Raw genomic sequence first — 19,064 nt, 5'->3', positions numbered from 1 at the left:
CGCGACCTAAGCTGGAACCCGTGAACGGCGACTGGCTGATCGGTGGGCGCGACGGTGCCCTCTGTGCGTATGCGTACGCACCTGAAGGAGACGCGGTCGTGTGCCGCGTCGAGGAGCACCCCGAAGGGGCCTGGACGGCGCCCCGCGTGGTCGGTGGTGAGCAGCGCGTGCGCCGGGACGTCGCCGTCGCCCGCAGCGCCAACGGCTACGCCCACCTCGTCACCTGGCGCCCCACCGTCCCCGGCGAGTCGGGGCTCGTGCACTCGACGCACTTCCAGTCGCATCTCGCCGCGCTCGACTGGGCGTCCATCGGTCACCCCAACAAGAAGGGCGACCGTACCGGGCCGCCCGCCATCGCCGTCGACGCGCAGGGGCGTGCCCACGTCTTCGTACGGAACAAGGGCGGCGGAGTCAGCCTGCGCATGCAGGAGGAGAAGGGCGGCTGGGGGCCCTGGCGGGATCTCAAGGGTGAGGACGTGCGCGGGGAACTCGCCGCGGTGGCGGGGGAGTCCGGACTCGTCACCCTGTACGCGGCCACCGCCGACGGCAGCCTGTTGCGCTGGCGTCAGGAGGAGCCGGGCAAGCCCCTCGTACGGGACGAGAAGCCGCAGTCGGCCGCCGCCCGGCCGGACACCCTCCACGCCCTCGCGACGTCCCCGGAGCACACCACCCTCTTCTTCATCGACGAGGACGGCGCCGTGTGCGCCTGGCGCGGGGAGGATGCGCCCGTGCGGCTGCTGGACGCGGCCGGGCCGGGGCCCGTCTCGGCGATCCGGTGTCGACTGGACGACGTGGACTGCACGGTGCTCGCCCAGCGCGCGGCGTCGGGGCGGGTCGCCTTCGCCGCGTATCCGACCGAGACGGAGTCGGCGGGCGCCTGGTGGGCGGAGTCCGGTCCCGAACTTCCGGCGGATGCGCGGGTCGCGCTCGCGGAGGACCGCAATGGGCGTGTCGTGGCCGGGAGTTGGGTGCCGGGGGAGCCCGCGCGGTTCCACATCGCGCGGCGGAAGCGGGACGAGCCCGGGCTCGCCTTCGAGGGCTGGCGGGACGTGGGCTGAGGCCCCCGGGAACACAGGAAACAGTGACGGCCACCCACGAACATGTCGTGTGTGGCCGTCACTGTCGTGTCAGGCGTTCCTGTTTACGCGGGGACCGAAGCCACCCCGGCCTCCAGGAACTTCTTCCCGATGACCCGCTCCGAGACGCCCGCCCGGTCCAGGTACGGCGTGATGCCGCCCAGGTGGAAGGGCCAGCCGGCGCCGGTGATCAGGCAGAGGTCGATGTCCTGGGCCTCGGCGACGACGTTCTCGTCGAGCATCAGGCCGATCTCCTGCGCCACCGCGTCGAGGACGCGGTCGCGGACCTGCTCCTCGGTCAGGACGCTGTCGCCCTGCTTGAGGAGCGCGGCGACCTCCGGGTCCAGCTCCGGCTTGCCGGAGTCGTAGACGTAGAAGCCGCGCTTGCCCGCCTTGACGACCGCCGCGAGGTTCGGGGACACCGTGAAGCGCTCCGGGAAGGCGCGGTTCAGGGTCTCCGAGACGTGCAGGCCGATGGCCGGGCCGACCAGCTCCAGGAGGACCAGCGGGGACATCGGCAGGCCGAGCGGCTCGACCGCCTTCTCCGCCACGGCCACCGGGGTGCCCTCGTCGATGACGTTCTGGATCTCGCCCATGAAGCGGGTCAGGATGCGGTTGACCACGAACGCCGGGGCGTCCTTGACCAGGACCGCGGTCTTCTTCAGCTTCTTGGCGACGCCGAACGCCGTGGCGAGCGCCGCGTCGTCCGTCTGCTCGCCGCGGACGATCTCCAGGAGCGGGAGGATCGCGACCGGGTTGAAGAAGTGGAAGCCGACCACGCGCTCGGGGTGCTTGAGCTTCGAGGCCATCTCCGAGATGGAGAGGGACGAGGTGTTCGTCGCCAGGATGGCGTGGGCGGGGGCGACCGCCTCGACCTCCGCGAACACCTGCTGCTTGACGCCGATCTCCTCGAAGACCGCTTCGATGATGAAGTCGGCGTCGGAGAAGCCGTCCGCCTTGTCGAGGACACCGGAGACGAGGCCCTTGAGGCGGTTCGCCTTGTCCTGGTTGATGCGGCCCTTGCCGAGCAGCTTCTCGATCTCGGCGTGGACGTAGCCGACGCCCTTGTCCACGCGCTCCTGGTCGATGTCCGTGAGGACGACCGGGACCTCGAGGCGGCGCAGGAAGAGCAGGGCCAGCTGCGAGGCCATCAGTCCCGCGCCGACCACGCCGACCTTCGTCACCGGGCGGGCGAGGTCCTTGCTCGGGGCACCCGCCGGGCGCTTGGCGCGCTTCTGGACGAGGTTGAACGCGTAGATGCCCGCGCGCAGCTCGCCGCCCATGATCAGGTCCGCGAGGGCCTGGTCCTCGGCGTCGAAGCCGGCCTGAAGGTCACCGGACTTGGCGTTCGCGATGATGTCGAGGGCGCGGTACGCGGCCGGGGCGGCGCCGTGCACCTTGCCGTCGGCGATGAACTTGCCGCGCGCGACGGCCTGGTCCCAGGCCTCGCCGCGGTCGACGTCCGGGCGCTCGACCTTGATGTCGCCCTTGAGGACCTGGGCGGTCCAGATGAGGGACTGCTCCAGGAAGTCGGCGCCCTCGAAGAGCGCGTCGGCGATCCCGAGTTCGTAGACCTGCTTGCCCTTGAGCTGCTTGTTCTGGTTGAGGCTGTTCTCGATGATGACCGAGACGGCCTTGTCCGCGCCGATCAGGTTCGGGAGCAGGGCGCAGCCGCCCCAGCCCGGGACCAGGCCGAGGAAGACCTCGGGGAGCGAGAAGGCCGGGAGGGCCTTCGAGACGGTGCGGTAGCTGCAGTGCAGACCGACCTCGACGCCGCCGCCCATCGCCGCGCCGTTGTAGTACGCGAAGGTGGGGACCGCGAGGGCGGAGAGGCGCTTGAAGACCTCGTGGCCGCCCTTGCCGATGGCGAGCGCGTCGTCGTGCTTCTTCAGCAGCTCGACGCCCTTGAGGTCGGCGCCGACCGCGAAGATGAACGGCTTGCCGGTGATGCCGACGCCGACGATGTCGCCCTCGGCGGCCTCCTTCTCCACCTGGTCGATCGCCGTGTTCAGGTTGGCGAGCGACGCGGGACCGAAGGTGGTCGGCTTGGTGTGGTCCAGGCCGTTGTCCAGCGTGATGAGGGCGAACTTGCCCGCACCGTACGGGAGGTCGAGGTGGCGTACGTGCGCGGACGTGACGACCTCGTCGGGGAAGAGGGCCGATGCGCCCTTCAGGAGCTCAGCGGTGGTGGTGCTCACTTGTCGCCTCCGGCGTCCTTGTGGTGCGGGTTCTCCCAGATGACCGTGGCGCCCATGCCGAAGCCGACGCACATGGTCGTGAGGCCGTAGCGGACCTCCGGCTGCTCCTCGAACTGGCGGGCCAGCTGCGTCATCAGACGGACGCCGGAGGAGGCGAGCGGGTGGCCGTACGCGATGGCGCCGCCGTACTGGTTGACGCGCGCGTCGTCGTCGGCGATGCCGTAGTGGTCCAGGAAGGCCAGGACCTGGACGGCGAACGCCTCGTTGATCTCGAAGAGGTTGATGTCCTCGATGGACAGGCCCGCCTTGGCGAGGGCCTTCTCCGTGGCCGGGATCGGGCCGTAGCCCATGACCTCCGGCTCCACGCCCGCGAAGGCGTAGGAGACGAGGCGCATCTTCACCGGGAGGTTGTTCTCGCGGGCGAAGTCCTCGGAGGCGATGATCGAGGCCGTCGCGCCGTCGTTGAGACCGGCCGCGTTGCCGGCCGTGACGCGGCCGTGCGTGCGGAACGGGGTCTTGAGGCCCGCGAGGCTCTCCAGGGTGGTGCCCGGGCGCATCGGCTCGTCGGCCGTGACGAGGCCCCAGCCGGTCTCGCCGACCTCGGCGTTGGTGTTGCGCACGGAGATCGGGACGAGGTCCTGCTGGATCTTCCCGTTCGCGTACGCCTTGGCCGCCTTCTCCTGGGAGGCGACGGCGTACTTGTCCGTGCGCTCCTTGGTGATGTGCGGGTAGCGGTCGTGCAGGTTCTCGGCGGTCATGCCCATGAACAGGGCCGACTCGTCGACGAGCTTCTCCGACACGAAGCGCGGGTTCGGGTCCACGCCCTCGCCCATGGGGTGGCGGCCCATGTGCTCGACGCCGCCCGCGATGACGGCGTCGTACGCGCCGAAGGCGATGGAGCCGGCCGTCGTCGTGACGGCCGTCAGGGCGCCCGCGCACATGCGGTCGATGGAGTAGCCGGGGACCGACTGCGGCAGACCGGCGAGGATGCCCGCGGTGCGGCCGATGGTCAGGCCCTGGTCACCGATCTGCGTGGTCGCGGCGACGGCGACCTCGTCGATCTTGGCGGGGTCCAGGTTCGGGTTGCGGCGCAGCAGCTCCCGGATGGACTTGACGACCAGGTCGTCGGCGCGGGTCTCGTGGTAGATGCCCTTCGGGCCCGCCTTGCCGAACGGGGTGCGGACGCCGTCGACGAAGACGACGTCCCTGACGGTACGAGGCACGATGGCTCTCCTCCAGGTGCGGGAATGCGCTGCCGCGCGGCGCGGGCGTCCGGTACGGATCCGTTTCCGGGTACGCGGACGGCGCGCTGCGAATACCGCCATGCTACTTGCGAGTAACCAAGTCTTGAAGCCCCCTCGGCCGGAGCGGCGAAGGTCACATTTGCGGCGGGCACTGTTAAGCCCGCCTTTCGTACGAGAGCCTGCGGGGTCCGGGGCGGAGCCCCGTGGCGTGGGGGACGGTCGCGCACGCCAAAACGCCCCCCGGGCGTGGGCCGAGGGGCGTACGTGGCGGAGGGTACGGGTCAGCCGCGGGACGCAAGCGCCGGGAGGAGGATCGGCGTGACCTGGTCGACCTGCCAGTGACGGGCCCCGTGCGAGGTCAGGGCCGCGGCCACCGACTCCGCGTCGATGGACGCCGGCGGCTCCCAGCACACCCGGCGCACGGTGTCCGGCGTGATCAGGTTCTCCTGGGGCATCGAGAGCGTCTCGGCGAGGGCGGTGACCGCCGCGCGCGCCGCCGAGAGGCGGGCCGCCGCTGCGGGGTCCTTGTCGGCCCAGGCGCGGGGCGGCGGCGGGCCCGTCGTGGCCTGGCCCGGCTGCGGCAGCTCGGAGTCGGGCAGAGCCCTGGCCCGGTCGACCGCGGCCTGCCACTGCTCCAGCTGGCGCCGGCCCATGCGGTGGCCGAAGCCGGGCAGGGCGGACAGCGCGTGCACGTTCTGCGGGAGCGCGAGCGCGGCCTCGACGATCGCCGAGTCGCCGAGGACCTTGCCCGGCGAGACGTCCCGCCGCTGCGCGACCTGGTCGCGCGCCGTCCACAGCTCGCGGACGACCGCCATCTGACGCCTGCGCCGCACCTTGTGCATGCCGGACGTGCGCCGCCAGGGGTCCTTGCGGGGCGGTGCGGGCGGCGCGGAGGCGATGGCGTCGAACTCCTCGTGGGCCCACTCCAGCTTGCCCTGCCGGTCGAGCTCCTTCTCCAGCGCGTCGCGCAGGTCGACGAGGAGTTCGACGTCGAGCGCCGCGTAGCGCAGCCAGGGCTCGGGAAGCGGCCGCGTCGACCAGTCGACCGCGGAGTGGCCCTTCTCCAGTACGTAGCCCAGCACGTTCTCGACCATCGCGCCGAGGCCCACCCGCGGGAAGCCCGCGAGCCGCCCGGCCAGCTCGGTGTCGAAGAGCTGTGCGGGCCGCATGCCTATGTCGCGCAGGCAGGGCAGGTCCTGGGTGGCGGCGTGCAGGTCCCACTCGGCGTCGCCGATGGCGGCGCCGAGGGAGGAGAGGTCGGGGCAGGCGACCGGGTCGATGAGTGCGGTGCCGGCGCCCTCGCGGCGCAGCTGCACCAGATAGGCGCGCTGCCCGTAGCGGTAGCCGGACGCGCGCTCGGCGTCGACGGCGACGGGGCCCGAGCCCGCGGCGAAGGCGGCGACGACGTCGGCGAGCGAGGACTCGTCGGCGATCACCGGCGGGATGCCCTCGCGCGGTTCGAGAAGGGGTGTGGGCGCACCGTGCACCGATCCAACAGATCCTTCAGCAGATCCGCCGTCGTCCGGAGGGGCGCCTCCGGTGGTGCGCAGTGAACTGTCTGCTGCGGTCTCTTGGGCGTCGGTCACCTGTCAAGAGTATCTGTGAACGCACGACGCCCGTCGACGGAACGTTACGTCGACGGGCATCGTGCCGCAGTAAAGCGGATGATTCAGGCCACAGTGGTGTCGCGGGCACCGATTCCTCGGACTGGCGTCCGAGCCCGGTACCTGTCAGTGGATGATGCCGGTGCGAAGCGCCACCGCCACCATCCCGGCCCGGTCCCCCGTGCCGAGCTTGCGCGCGATACGGGCGAGGTGGCTCTTGACGGTCAGTGCGGACAGGCCCATGGAGACGCCGATGGCCTTGTTCGACTGGCCCTCGGCGACCAGCCGCAGTACCTCCACTTCGCGGCCGGACAGTTCGCGGTAGCCGCCCGGGTGGCTCGGGGCACCCGGGGGGCGACGGTGCATACGGGCGGCCGCGGCGCCGATGGGCGCGGCGCCGGGACGGGTGGGCAGGCCGATGTTCGTACGGGTGCCGGTGACGACGTAGCCCTTGACGCCGCCCGCGAGGGCGTTGCGCACGGCGCCGATGTCGTCGGCGGCGGAGAGGGCGAGCCCGTTGGGCCAGCCGGCGGCTCGGGTTTCGGAGAGGAGCGTCAGGCCGGATCCATCGGGGAGGTGGACGTCGGCGACGCAGATGTCGCGGGGGTTGCCGATGCGGGGACGAGCCTCCGCGACGGACGAGGCCTCGATCACGTCACGAACACCGAGCGCCCACAGATGGCGGGTCACGGTGGAACGGACGCGGGGGTCGGCCACGACCACCATCGCGGTCGGCTTGTTCGGGCGGTAGGCGACCAGGCTTGAGGGCTGCTCGAGGAGAACGGACACCAGGCCTCCTGGGGTGCGGGACGGAGCCGGCTCGGGGATGAAGCCGGGATGAACCGTGCTTTCAAGGTCACTGGGTCCTTCGGCACCAAACCCGGTCGCCTTTAGAGAATGATCACGATTTGGTGAGTAACAATGCACCCAATTCGGACAGACTAGCGATCATTCGAAAGGGTGGCGAATAGTCATCAGTCGCATGTAAGTGGGCTAAAGGGGAATCAAGGAGACCCATTCGAAAGGACCCGAAACATGCGGCGGCCGCGCCGGAGAGACTCCGACGCGGCCGAAAACGATCCCCTCGGGAACCCGTGCAAAGGGGGGGCGAGCGGTCAGGAAGGCTGCGGACCCCGCCGCTGCGGCAGCGTCACCACCGCGCCGTCCTGCCCCTGCGGCCCCGCCGCCACCGGCGGAAGACCCGCGATCTGGCACAGCACCTCGCACCACGCCGCGAGATGCGCCGCCGTGTCCGGCACGCCACCCGGGCCCTCGCGCGGGGTCCACGACGCCCGGATCTCGATCTGTGAGGCGGGCGCCCGGTCGCCGAGCCCGCCGAAGTAGTGCGAACTCGCACGGGTGACGGTGCCCGAAGGCTCCCCGTAGGACAGTCCGCGGGCCTGCAGCGCGCCCGTCAGCCACGACCAGGAGACGTCGGGCAGCAGCGGGTCGGCCGCCATCTCCGGTTCGAGTTCGGCCCGCACCAGCGTCACGAGCCGGAACGTGCCGTGCCAGGCGTCGTGCCCCGCCGGATCGTGCAGCAGGACGAGCCGGCCGTCGGCCAGATCGTCCTCGCCGTCGACGACCGCGGCCTCGAGCGCGTACGAATAAGGGGCCAGGCGCTGCGGCGGCCGCGTCGGGTCGATCTCGATCTCAGGGCGCAGCCGTGCGGAACGCAGGGCGTCGACCGCCGTGCGGAAGGCGGGCGGGGTGGGGTCGTGCTCCTGTGCAGCGTTCATGTCCCGAGCGTTCTGCCCCTCCCGCACCGATTCACTCATCCCGCCTGTCCCGTTGTGGTCGTGGCGCCCGTCGTCCGACCGTCGTCCCTGAGCCGCAGCCATGCCGGGAAGGTTAAGGGGAAGTGTCCCCGCGCGCGGGGAAGAACACCCCTCACCGCGCCCCCTTCCCATGTCCTTCACAGGCGCCGTCGACGGCAGTCCTTCGCGGGGGACTTCGCGGGCGTGCGAAACTCTCGGGTGTGAGTGCCAACACCGAGGCCACGGGCCAGCAGCCGTCAGCGACGTACGAAGCCACCAAGGATTCCGCCTTCCTCAAGGCGTGCAGGCGCGAGCCCGTTCCGCACACCCCGGTGTGGTTCATGCGCCAGGCGGGCCGCTCGCTGCCCGAGTACCTCAAGGCGCGCGAGGGCATCGCGATGCTGGACTCCTGCATGCGTCCCGACCTCGTCGCCGAGATCACGATGCAGCCGGTGCGCCGCCACGACGTGGACGCGGCGATCTACTTCAGCGACATCGTCGTGCCGCTCAAGGCCATCGGCATCGACCTCGACATCAAGCCCGGCGTCGGCCCCGTCGTCGCCAACCCGATCCGCACCCGCGCCGACCTGGCCCAGCTGCGCGACCTCACCCCCGAGGACGTCTGGTACGTCACCGAGGCCATGGGGCTGCTCACCGCCGAGCTCGGCGAGAAGCCGCTCATCGGCTTCGCGGGCGCGCCGTTCACTCTTGCGAGCTATCTCGTGGAGGGCGGCCCGTCCCGCAACCACGAGCACACCAAGGCGCTCATGTACGGCGACCCGCAGCTGTGGGCCGACCTGATCGACCGGCTCGCCGAGATCACCTCCGCGTTCCTGAAGGTGCAGATCGAGGCCGGCGCCAGCGCCGTCCAGCTGTTCGACTCGTGGGTGGGGGCGCTCGCGCCCGCCGACTACCGGCGCTCCGTGATGCCCGCATCCGAGAAGGTCTTCCGCGCCGTCGAGAGCTACGGGGTGCCCCGTATCCACTTCGGCGTCGGCACCGGCGAGCTGCTCGGGCTCATGGGCGAGGCCGGCGCGGACGTCGTCGGCGTCGACTGGCGCGTCCCGCTCGACGAGGCCGCCCGCCGCGTCGGCCCCGGCAAGGCGCTCCAGGGCAACATCGACCCGGCCGTCCTCTTCTCCACGCGCGAGGCCGTCGAGGCCAAGGCCCGCGAGGTGCTCGACGCCGCCTCCGGCCTGGAGGGCCACGTCTTCAACCTCGGCCACGGCGTGCTCCCGACCACCGACCCGGACTCGCTGACCCGGCTCGTGGAGTACGTGCACACGCAGACCGCCAAGTAGTCCGCGCCGCCGCGGGAGACCCTTCGGAATCGCCGAAGGGTCCCTGCGGAAAGCGGCCATTGTTCGCGCCCGTCACCTCCGATTGCCTGTGCGGTGCGCCACCCGAACCGGTGGCGTGGGACCGTGGAGGTGGACGTGACCGCGCATGCAGCGTCGCAGGCGGCGGCCGGGGCCGGGACCGCGAAGGCGCCCGGAACCCGTCGAGGGGTGTCCGCGAAGGACTGGTGGATCATCGGCCTGCTCCTGGCCTTCTTCACCCTCAACTTCGCCGACAAGGCGGCCATCGGGCTCGCCGCGCCCGACCTGGAGAAGGACCTCGGGCTCACCGCCGCCCAGTACGGACTGATGTCGAGCGCCTTCTTCTGGCTGTTCGCGGCCGGTGCGGTCGTCCTCGCGCTGTTCTTCCGGCGGATCGGCTGGCGCTGGTCCGCGGCCGGGCTGATGATCGCGTGGGTGGCGAGCATGGCGCCGCTGACCGTGCCCACCACCGTGGGCGTCGTGATCGCCTCGCGGATGGTGCTCGGCTTCTTCGAGGGCCCGGCCCACGCCCTGTGCCAGTCCGTCGTCGCGGACCGCTTCCCTTCCGAGCGGCGGGCGTTCGCCGGCGCGGTCGTCAACGCGGGTTCGTCCGTGGGGCCGTTGATCGCGACTCCCTTGCTCACGTGGGTCATCATCACCTGGACCTGGCATGCGGCGTTCATCGTGCTCGTCGTGGTCGGTGCCGTGTGGGCCGTGTTGTGGCTGGTCGTGACGCGGCGGGAGCCGGGGATGGGGCCGCGCCTCGCGGGGCCCGTGGCGCAGGAGGCCGACCCGAACGGTGACATCGACGTACCGCTGACCTCGCTCCTGCGTACCGGCAGCTTCTGGGGACTCGCCCTGCTCTCCTTCGCCGGGTACCTCATCTCCTCGCTCAAGGTGTCCTGGCTGCCGTCGTTCCTGCACGACGGGATGGGCTACTCGCGCGGCACCGTCGGGCTCCTCGCCACCCTCCCGTACGGGCTCGCGATCGTCGTGCTGCTCACCGCCGGGCTGATCTCGGGGCGGATGCTGAAGGCCGGGCGCTCGGCGCGGGCCGCGCGCGGATTCCTGACGATGGGATACCTGTGCTTCGCGGGCGTCGCCATGATCGCCTTCACGCAGGTGCCGCCGGGCGGACTCCAACTGGCCCTGGTCGTCGCCGCGTTCTCCATCAACAGCGTGGCGTTCTCCGTCGCCTTCGCGGGCGCCGCCGACTTCCTGCCCCGCAGGCACCGGCCCGGCTTCTTCGGCTGCATCATCGCCGCGTACAGCGTCGCGGGGATCGTCGCGCCGTGGCTGCTCGGCGTCATCGTGGACGCCGCCGACACCGTCTCGCAGGGGTACGCCGACGGGTTCCTGGTCGTCGGCATCACCATCTGCGTCTTCGCCGTCGCGGGCGGACTGCTGCTGAACCCGGCGCGCTCGCGGGAGGCGCTGCTCGCCGAGACCGCGCGCCGCAAGGCCGCCGCCGACGCCTCGGAGGTGACCCGATGAACGCCGAACGTCCCCTGACCGGGCTCCGCGTCCTCGACTTCGGGCAGTACATCGCCGCGCCCGGAGCCGGACAGAACCTCGCCGACCTCGGCGCCGACGTCATCAAGGTGGAACCCCTCTCAGGCGACCAGGCCCGCGGCATCGGTCCCTTCGGCACCGCGATGGTCCGCGCCAACAATCGCGGCAAGCGCAGCATCGCCGTCGACCTGCGCTCGCCCGGTGGCGAGGCCGTGGTCCGCGAGCTGCTCGGCACCGCGGACGTGCTGCTGCACAACTTCCGGCACGGCGTCAGCGAGCGCCTCGGACTCGGCCCGGACACCCTGCTCGCCCGCCACCCGCGGCTCGTCTACGGCTACGTCACCGGGTTCGGCACGCGGGGCCCCTCGGCGTACCGGGTCGGCCTCGACATCGCGGCGCAGGCCGAGTTCGCCGTCATGGACCTCACGGGTACGGCGGACGGGGACCCGCAGCGGGTGGGGTTCGCGGTCGCGGACGTGCTGGCGGCGCAGGCCCTCACGTCCGGTGTCCTCGCCGCGCTGTTGCAGCGCGCGAACACCGGCCGCGGCGACGTCGTCGAGACCTCGCTCATGGAGGCCGTCGTGCACGCCCAGGCGTCCACCTGGGCCGAGCACGAGCTGAGCGGCAGCGTGCCGCGGCGGCGCGGCAACGGGCAGGCGCTGGCGGCGCCCGCCGCGGACCTCGTGCGGACCCGGGACGGCGGGGCGCTGGTGCTCTCCGCGTACACGCGGGAGAAGTTCGCGGCGCTGTGCGGGGTCATCGGGCGGCCGGACCTTGCCGACGATCCCCGGTTCGCTTCCAACCCCGCGCGGGTCGAGCACCGGCCGGAACTCCTCGACCTGCTGCACGACACCCTCGGCCGGCTCGACCGGGCCGAGGCTCTGGAGAGGCTGCGCGGCGCGGGGATCGTGTGCGGGGCGGTGCGGCGCTTCGACGAGCTCGCCGACGACCCCGACGTACGCGCTTCCGGGCTGATCGCGGACTGCGGCGCCGGACACACCGCGCCCACGACCGCCTTCTCGGTCGGCGGGCGGCGTCCGGTCAGTACGCCTCCGGCGCCGGGGGTCGGTGAGCACACGGGGGCCGTCCTGGCGGAACTCGGGTGCGGCGAGCGGGAGATCCGGGCGCTGGTCGAGGGCGGGGTGGTGGTTGCGGCGGATGTCGCGTCTGCCGGGCCGTCGGCGCCGGTCCGTGGTCGGACCCCTTAGCCATCGTTGCGCGGCACCGGGGGCCGCCTTGCCCACCCTGCCGCCCAAGGCGGCAGATTGCCCAAGGCGGGGGCGGGGGCGCCGGTCGCGCCGGCGCCCCCCGTCAATCGCCATCACCCGTAGGAGAATTCGCATGATCGATCCTGATGTTCTCGACCTCGGCTTCGATGCGTACCTGGAGCGCGTGGCCCGCCTCACCGACGACGTCCTCATCCCTGCCGAACCGGAGATGGTGGAAGCGGGGGAGGTCCCCGAGCACGTGTTGGAGGCCCTCGCGCACAACGGGCTGTTCGGGGTGTCGATCCCGCGGCGGCTCGGCGGGCTCGAGTGGTCCATGGCTCAACAGGTGCGGCTGACCATGGAGTTCACCCGCGCCTCCTGCGTGTACCGGTCCCGGTTCTCCACCGTGATCGGGCTGTGCTCGCAGGCGATCCTCGACCACGGCACCGACGCACAGCGCGAGAGCCTGCTGCCGAAGATGGCGGCGGGGGAGCACGTCACGGCGTTCGCGCTGACCGAGCCCGGCGCGGGCTCCGATGCCGGATCGCTGACCACCACCGCGCGCAGGACCGACGGCGGCTGGGTCCTCGACGGGCACAAGCGGTACATCACCAACGCCCACTGGGCCGACGAACTCGTCGTGTTCGCCCGGACCGGCGAGCCGGAGGAAGGCGCCGCCGGTGTCTCCGCGTTCCTCGTGCCGCGCGACACCGAAGGCGTCACGACCCGGCTGCCCACCCGCATGAACGGGCACGCCGAGGCGCCGGTCGCCGAGATCGACCTGGCCGGCGTCCGCGTGGGCGACTCCGCGCTGCTCGGCGGTGCACTCGGCGCCGGGTTCAAGGCCGCGCTGCGCGGCATCAACCACGCCCGGCTGCACGTCGCCGCCACCTGCGTCGGACAGGCCACGCGGATGCTGGAGGAGACCTCCCGGCACCTGTCGGGTCGGGAGCAGTTCGGCGCGCCCCTCGCGGACCTCGGCGCCGTCCAGGCCGACCTGGGCCGCTGCTTCGCCGACCTGGAGGCCGCCCGCGCGCTGACCATGGAGGCGGCGCACGCCTTCGACTCCGGCACCGTGCCGCGCCACCGCATCGCCGCCGCCAAGCTGTTCGCCTCCGAGATGGCGAGCCGCGTCGCGGACCGCTGCGTCCAGCTCCTCGGCGGCGAGGGCATCGTCGGCGACCACCCCGTACCGCGCATGTGGCGCGACGTACGGGCGCTGCGGATCTACGAGGGGTCCTCGCCCGTGCACGAGCGCAACCTCGGACGGGCCGTGACCAGGCAGGTCGGCGTGGACGGGACGCTTCCGGACACTTACCGTGTCACCCGCGGAGCGGCCGTGGGGGAGTAGCACTTCGAGGGAGACCCGGTGGAGCTGAGGCAGCTGGAGCAGTTTCTGGCCGTGGTGGAGCACGGAGGTCTCGGGCGCGCCGCCGAGCGGCTGTACCTGTCGCAGCCCACCGTCTCCGCCTCCGTCCGGGCCCTGGAGCGCGAGCTGAAGGTCGAGCTGTTCCACCGCACCGCACGCCGCCTCGTGCCCACCTCCGCGGGGCGGCAACTGGTGCCGCTGGCCCGGCGGGTGCTCGACGACGTGGTCGCCGTCCAGGACGCGATGCGCAGCGCCCGCGAGGTCGGCGGGGGTGTCCTCACGGTGATGTGCACGCCCGACATGTCCGGGGAGGCGGTGGCCTCCTGGGCCGGCGGGTTCACGCGCGCGTACCCGGCCGTCCGGCTCGACATCAGCGAGGTCGGCTCCCGGCACGAACTCGTGGCGGCGGTCGCCGACGGGCGCGCCGAACTGGGCTTCACGCTCGCCCCGGACGAGCTCCGCGGCGATCTCGACTTTATCGAGCTGGGGGTGCAGCGGCTGCTGCTGGTCCGTCCGCCGGGGCGGCACCCCGGCACGGCGGCGCGGCGCGTCCCCCTCGCCGGGATCGGCGATCTGCCGCTCGCCCGCCGCCAGGTCACCCGCAACGAGGAGGACGCCGTGCAGGCGGCGCTGGCCGCGCACGGCGTCGACGCGACGACCGGCGCGACCGTGCCCAGCAGGAACGCGCAGCTCACGTTCGTGCTCCGGTCCGGGTTCCAGGCGTTCCTGCCGCTGCGGATGTGCGCGGCGGCGCTCGACGCCGGGGCCGAGGTCGTCGAGACGGACCCGCTCATCGAGTCGCCGTTCGGTGTCGTGCACCGCGCCGGTGAACTCGCCCCCGCCGCGCAGCAGTTCGTGGCCGACGTACGGTCGGCGCTGCGTGCCTGGTTCGACGCCATCGCCGCCGGGAGCGAGTCCGGGCTCGGCCTGGTGGACGCGGTCGTCGCGGCGCGGGAGGCGGCGCTCTGAACCGACGCTCCGAGCAGCGGTGGTCCGCCGGGCGGCGTCAGCCCGCCCGCACCGCCGCCACCGCCTTCCGCGCCGCCACGAGCACCGGGTCCCACACCGGTGAGAACGGCGGCGCGTACCCCAGGTCGAGCATCGTCATCTGCTCCACCGTCATGCCCGCGGTCAGCGCGACCGCCGCCACGTCGACCCGCTTGGCCGCGCCCTCCCGGCCCACGATCTGCACGCCGAGCAGCCGCCCGGTACGCCGCTCGGCCAGCATCTTCACCGTCATCAGGGCGGCGCCGGGGTAGTAACCCGCCCTGCTGGTCGACTCGATGGTGACGGTCACGTACTGCAGGCCCGCACGCCGCGCGTCCTTCTCGCGCAGGCCGGTGCGCGCGATCTCCAGCTCGCACACCTTGCTGACGGCGGTGCCGACGACGCCGGGGAACGTCGCGTAGTCCCCGCCCACGTTCGCGCCGATGACCTGCCCGTGCTTGTTGGCGTGCGTGCCGAGTGCGATGTGCCGCTCGCTGCCCGACACCAGGTCGAGCACCTCGACGCAGTCGCCGCCCGCCCAGATGTTCTCGTGGCCGCGCACCCGCATCGCCCGGTCCGTGAGCAGCCCGCCGTGCGCCCCGAGCGGCAGCCCGGCCTCCCGCGCGAGGGCCGTCTCCGGGCGCACCCCGATCCCCAGCACGACCACGTCCGCCGGGAATTCGGCGTCCTGCGTGGCCACGGCCCTGACCCGCCCGTCGTCCCCGGTGCGGATCTTCGTGACCTCGGCGTCGTCGACCATGGTGATGCCCATGCCGGTCATCGCCTCGTGCACCAGGGCGCCCATGTCCGCGTCGAGCGTCGACATCGGCTCGGCGCCGCGGTTCACGACCGTCACCTCGTACCCGCGGTTGATGAGCGCCTCCGCCATCTCCACGCCGATGTAACCGGCGCCCACCACGACGGCCCTGCGCCCCTCGGTCGCCCCCAGCGTGTCGAGCAGCGCCTGCCCGTCGTCCAGCGTCTGCACGCCGTGCACGCCCGGCGCGTCGATGCCGGGCAGATCGGGGCGGACCGGCCGGGCCCCCGTCCCGATCACGAGCTTGTCGTACGCGGTCCAGGACTCGCCCCCGCCGTCCAGGTCACGCGCGCGGACCCGGCGCCCCGCGACGTCGATCTCCACGACCTCGGTCCGCGTCCGCAGGTCGATGTCGCGCGCCCGGTGCTCCTCGGGCGACCGGGCGATCAACTCGTCCCGCCCCTCGACCTGGCCGCCCACCCAGTACGGGATCCCGCACGCCGAGTACGACGTGAAGTGCCCTCGCTCGAAGGCCACGATCTCCAGTTCTTCGGGGCCCTTGAGGCGGCGGGCCTGCGATGCGGCGGACATGCCGGCCGCGTCGCCGCCGATGACCACGAGGCGCTCACGCTCGGTGTTCTCGGTGCTCATCCCGTCACGCTAACCCGGGGGTGCGGCCGCGGGGCTCTGCCCCGGACCCCGCTGCTCAGTCGCCGCAGGGGCTTTAAGTGTCCGCGCCCGCACGAAGCGCGCGAACACGAACACCACCAGCGCCAGCACCGCCGCGAACGGCAGGGCCGCTGCCAAGGCGATGCCGATCCACTTCATGGTCGTGACGAAGGCGGACCAGCCGCCCGCCAGCGCGTCGAGGACGCCGGGGTCGTCGTCGGTCGCGGGGGCCGACGGGGCCTCGGTCAGCCGTAGCGTGATCGTCGCGAGAGTCGTGCGGTCCTTCAGCGAGTCCCGCTGCGCGAGCAGCGCCTCCAACTCCGACTGGCGCGTGCCCAGCTCGCCCTCCAGGGCCACCACGTCGCTCAACTTCTCCGCCCGGTCCATGAGTTCCCGCACCCGCGCCACGCTCGCCCGCTGCGACGTGATCCGGCTGTCGACGTCCACGACCTGGTCCGTGACGTCCTTCGCCGTCACGTGCCGCTCCAAGAGACGCCCGCTTCCCGCCAGTTGCTCGAGCACGTCCTCGTACGACTCCTGCGGCACGCGCAGCGTCACGCGGGAGCGCTCGTGGCCCTCGCCGTCGCGGTCGGTCGTCTCGTCGCCGACGATGCCGCCCGCGTCCTCGGCGGCGGCGCGCGCCTTGTCGAGCGCGTCCGGGACGTCCTTGACGCGTACGGACAGGTGCGCGGTGCGGATGATGTGGACGCCGGTGGGCTTCGGCGGCTTCTTGACCTGCCGCCCGGTGGAGCCGGAGCCGGACTTGCCGCCCGCCGGGCCGTCGGCGGGGGCCTCCGCGCGACCGGCGGCCTTGTCGTCCGCCACGCTCTTCTCCGCGTCGCCGCCCGCCGCCCCCGAACAGCCGGTCAGCGCGAGCGACACCGCGAACAGCGCCGCGGCGAGCAGCGCCAGCGGCCGCGGCCTGGTGCGATTCGTACCGGAAACATGCATCGACGTACCCCCGAAGGCGTGACGGTCATCGGACGTCTCCTTCGACGCGCGAACGGCGCGAACGGTGGTTGCCGGCCGATCCCGAACGGGTCACGGTCGGGACACGTCCGTGCGCGTCAATCCGGCGCTGACGTTCTGACAAAGTGGGGGCATGCGTGAAGCGGACACTGTGACGAAAACGGGCAGGGACCGGCGGGGCAGCAGGAAAGTCCTCGTCATCGGCGGCGGCATCGCGGGCCTCGCGGCCGCACACCGGCTGCTCGAAGGGGACGAGCGGGGCCACCGCGTCGACGTGACCGTCCTGGAGGCCGACGAACGGCTCGGCGGAAAGCTGCGCGTGGGCGACATCGCCGGGGCGCGCGTCGACCTGGGCGCCGAGTCGATGCTGGCCCGCCGCCCCGAGGCCGTCGGCCTCGCCCGCGAGGTGGGCCTCGGCGACCGGCTGCAGCCACCGTCCACGGCCACCGCCTCCATCTGGACCCGCGGCGCCCTGCGCCCGATGCCCAAGGGCCACGTCATGGGCGTGCCCGGCACCGCCGAAGCACTTGAAGGCGTGCTGTCCGACGAGGGACTGCGCCGCATCCGCCGCGACGACCACCTGCCGCCCACCCACCTCGGCGACGACGTCGCCGTCGGCAAGTACGTCACCGCGCGCCTGGGCCGCGAGGTCGTCGACCGGCTCGTCGAACCGCTGCTCGGCGGCGTCTACGCGGGCGACGCCAACCTGATCTCCATGCGCAGCGCCGTCCCGCAGCTGTTCGAGGAGGCGGCGAAGCACGTCTCGCTCACGGAGGCGGTCCGCGCCATCCAGGAGCGCGCGGCGGCCAATCAGCAGACCGGCCCCGTGTTCATGGGCATCGAGGGCGGCATCGGCACGCTGCCCGGCGCCGTGGCCGACGCGGTGCGTGCCAAGGGCGGCGAGATCCTGCTCGGCGAGCGCGCCACGTCCCTCACCTCGCGCGGCCACACCGAAGGCGCCGCGCAGTGGCGCCTCGGCACCCAGTCGGGACGCGTCTTCGAGGCGGACCAGGTGATCGTCGCGCTCCCGGCGCGCGCCGCCGCGAGCGTCCTGCGCACCGCGTCCCCGATGGCCTCCCAGGAACTGCGCCGCATCGAGTACGCCTCCATGGCCCTCATCACCATGGCGTTCAAGAAGTCCGAGGCGGACGTCCCGGAGGGCAGCGGGTTCCTCGTCCCGCCGGTCGACGGCCACACGATCAAGGCCGCCACCTTCGCCTCCCGCAAGTGGGGCTGGATCGCCGAGCAGAACCCGGACCTCCTCGTCGTGCGCACCTCGGTCGGCCGCTACGGCGACGAGAAGGACCTCGCCCGCGACGACAACGACCTCGTGGACCTGTCCCGCCAGGACCTGCGCGAGGCGACCGGCCTGACCGCCGCCCCCGTCGCCGCACACGTCACGCGCTGGAAGGACGGGCTGCCCCAGTACCCCGTCGGGCACGCCGCCCGCGTCGACCGGATCCGCGAGCACATCGGCGCCGTGCCCGGCCTCGCCGTGTGCGGAGCCGCGTACGACGGCGTCGGCATCCCGGCGTGCATCGCCAGTGCCTACGCCGCCGTGGACATGCTCAGCGGCGACAGCGCGGCGCTCGACGAGCTGAAGGCCGACCCGGTGCAGAGCATGCACGGCGGAGCAGGAGAATGAGGACATGAGCGACGACACCCCCAACACCGACGCCGAGCGCGTACCGAACAAGGGCAAGCTGGCGAAGGATCTCAACGAGACCATTCGCTACACCCTGTGGTCCGTCTTCAAGCTGAAGGACGTGCTGCCGGCGGACCGCTCCGGTTACGCCGACGAGGTCCAGGAGCTGTTCGACCAGCTCTCCGCGAAGGACGTGACGATCCGCGGCACGTACGACGTGTCGGGCCTGCGCGCCGACGCCGACCTCATGATCTGGTGGCACGCCGAGACGGCGGACCAGTTGCAGGAGGCGTACAACCTCTTCCGCCGCACGAAGCTCGGCCGCGCCCTGGAGCCGGTCTGGTCGAACATGGCGCTGCACCGCCCCGCCGAGTTCAACCGCTCGCACATCCCGGCGTTCCTCGCCGACGAGACGCCGCGCGACTACATCTCGGTGTACCCGTTCGTGCGCTCCTACGACTGGTACCTGCTGCCCGACGACGAGCGCCGCAAGATGCTCGCCGACCACGGCAAGATGGCGCGCGGCTACCCGGACGTGCGGGCCAACACGGTGGCGTCGTTCTCCCTCGGCGACTACGAGTGGATCCTCGCGTTCGAGGCGGACGAGCTGTACCGGATCGTGGACCTGATGCGGCACCTTCGGGCGTCCGAGGCGCGGCGTCACGTCCGTGAAGAGGTTCCGTTCTACACGGGGCGCCGCAAGTCGGTCGCGGATCTGGTGGCTGGGCTCGCGTAACCGTCGCGCCCACC

Annotated in this window: 15 protein-coding genes; 8 read left to right on the top strand and 7 right to left on the bottom strand. The window is 72.3% G+C overall.

Going from position 1 to position 19,064, the window contains the following annotated elements:
* Positions 1-20: 20 nt before the first annotated feature.
* The gene (locus ACY34M_RS11895) at positions 21-1,058 is read left to right on the top strand and encodes a hypothetical protein (RefSeq protein ID WP_462718391.1); all 1,038 of its coding nucleotides are present in this window, start codon (positions 21-23) and stop codon (positions 1,056-1,058) included.
* An 83-nt stretch (positions 1,059-1,141) separates the two neighbouring features.
* On the opposite strand, the gene ACY34M_RS11890 is transcribed toward ACY34M_RS11895, so the two are convergent.
* The 5 genes from ACY34M_RS11890 to ACY34M_RS11870 form a co-directional block, all read right to left on the bottom strand.
* The gene (locus ACY34M_RS11890; RefSeq protein ID WP_462718390.1) at positions 1,142-3,274 is read right to left on the bottom strand and encodes a 3-hydroxyacyl-CoA dehydrogenase NAD-binding domain-containing protein; all 2,133 of its coding nucleotides are present in this window, start codon (positions 3,272-3,274) and stop codon (positions 1,142-1,144) included.
* Complete coding sequence (locus tag ACY34M_RS11885; RefSeq protein WP_462718389.1) at positions 3,271-4,497, bottom strand: thiolase family protein; 1,227 nt, start codon at positions 4,495-4,497, stop codon at positions 3,271-3,273. The genes ACY34M_RS11890 and ACY34M_RS11885 overlap by 4 nt, the downstream gene beginning before the upstream one ends.
* A 302-nt stretch (positions 4,498-4,799) precedes the next feature.
* A complete protein-coding gene (locus tag ACY34M_RS11880) occupies positions 4,800-6,104 on the bottom strand; it encodes an HRDC domain-containing protein (RefSeq protein WP_462718388.1) in 1,305 nt (434 codons plus the stop codon).
* 144 nt (positions 6,105-6,248) lie between these two features.
* Positions 6,249-6,911 (bottom strand): response regulator transcription factor, encoded by a 663-nt coding sequence (locus tag ACY34M_RS11875; RefSeq protein WP_266602921.1) that lies wholly within the window; start codon positions 6,909-6,911, stop codon positions 6,249-6,251.
* A 326-nt stretch (positions 6,912-7,237) separates the two neighbouring features.
* A complete protein-coding gene (locus ACY34M_RS11870) occupies positions 7,238-7,963 on the bottom strand; it encodes a DUF3000 domain-containing protein (protein WP_462718387.1) in 726 nt (241 codons plus the stop codon).
* Between the two features lie 137 nt (positions 7,964-8,100).
* Between ACY34M_RS11870 and hemE the strand changes: the two genes are divergently transcribed.
* From hemE to ACY34M_RS11845, 5 genes are all read left to right on the top strand, one after another.
* The gene (gene hemE, locus ACY34M_RS11865) at positions 8,101-9,180 is read left to right on the top strand and encodes a uroporphyrinogen decarboxylase (RefSeq protein WP_462718386.1); all 1,080 of its coding nucleotides are present in this window, start codon (positions 8,101-8,103) and stop codon (positions 9,178-9,180) included.
* Positions 9,181-9,315: 135 nt separating this feature from the next.
* Positions 9,316-10,692 (top strand): MFS transporter, encoded by a 1,377-nt coding sequence (locus ACY34M_RS11860; protein WP_462718385.1) that lies wholly within the window; start codon positions 9,316-9,318, stop codon positions 10,690-10,692.
* Complete coding sequence (locus ACY34M_RS11855; protein WP_462718384.1) at positions 10,689-11,918, top strand: CaiB/BaiF CoA transferase family protein; 1,230 nt, start codon at positions 10,689-10,691, stop codon at positions 11,916-11,918. The genes ACY34M_RS11860 and ACY34M_RS11855 overlap by 4 nt, the downstream gene beginning before the upstream one ends.
* A gap of 133 nt (positions 11,919-12,051) precedes the next feature.
* Positions 12,052-13,269 (top strand): acyl-CoA dehydrogenase family protein, encoded by a 1,218-nt coding sequence (locus ACY34M_RS11850; RefSeq protein WP_462718383.1) that lies wholly within the window; start codon positions 12,052-12,054, stop codon positions 13,267-13,269.
* An 18-nt stretch (positions 13,270-13,287) separates the two neighbouring features.
* Positions 13,288-14,256, top strand: a complete 969-nt coding sequence (locus ACY34M_RS11845) for a LysR family transcriptional regulator (RefSeq protein ID WP_462718382.1) — start codon at positions 13,288-13,290, stop codon at positions 14,254-14,256.
* A gap of 37 nt (positions 14,257-14,293) precedes the next feature.
* Here ACY34M_RS11845 and ACY34M_RS11840 read toward each other — a convergent pair whose 3' ends face one another.
* Both ACY34M_RS11840 and ACY34M_RS11835 read right to left on the bottom strand, forming a co-directional pair.
* The gene (locus ACY34M_RS11840; RefSeq protein WP_462718381.1) at positions 14,294-15,682 is read right to left on the bottom strand and encodes an FAD-dependent oxidoreductase; all 1,389 of its coding nucleotides are present in this window, start codon (positions 15,680-15,682) and stop codon (positions 14,294-14,296) included.
* A gap of 9 nt (positions 15,683-15,691) precedes the next feature.
* The gene (locus tag ACY34M_RS11835; protein WP_462718380.1) at positions 15,692-16,651 is read right to left on the bottom strand and encodes a DUF4349 domain-containing protein; all 960 of its coding nucleotides are present in this window, start codon (positions 16,649-16,651) and stop codon (positions 15,692-15,694) included.
* A gap of 151 nt (positions 16,652-16,802) precedes the next feature.
* Here ACY34M_RS11835 and hemG point away from each other — a divergent pair, with 151 nt between their 5' ends.
* Together hemG and hemQ are read left to right on the top strand one after the other, a co-directional pair.
* Positions 16,803-18,314 (top strand): protoporphyrinogen oxidase, encoded by a 1,512-nt coding sequence (gene hemG, locus ACY34M_RS11830; RefSeq protein ID WP_462718379.1) that lies wholly within the window; start codon positions 16,803-16,805, stop codon positions 18,312-18,314.
* A gap of 4 nt (positions 18,315-18,318) precedes the next feature.
* The gene (gene hemQ / locus ACY34M_RS11825; RefSeq protein WP_462718378.1) at positions 18,319-19,050 is read left to right on the top strand and encodes a hydrogen peroxide-dependent heme synthase; all 732 of its coding nucleotides are present in this window, start codon (positions 18,319-18,321) and stop codon (positions 19,048-19,050) included.
* Positions 19,051-19,064 lie beyond the last annotated feature (14 nt).

This window comes from Streptomyces sp. EDA2-14 (assembly GCF_054963755.1).
Note: the sequence above shows the minus strand (reverse complement) of the source record. Positions and strands in the feature narration are given on the sequence as shown.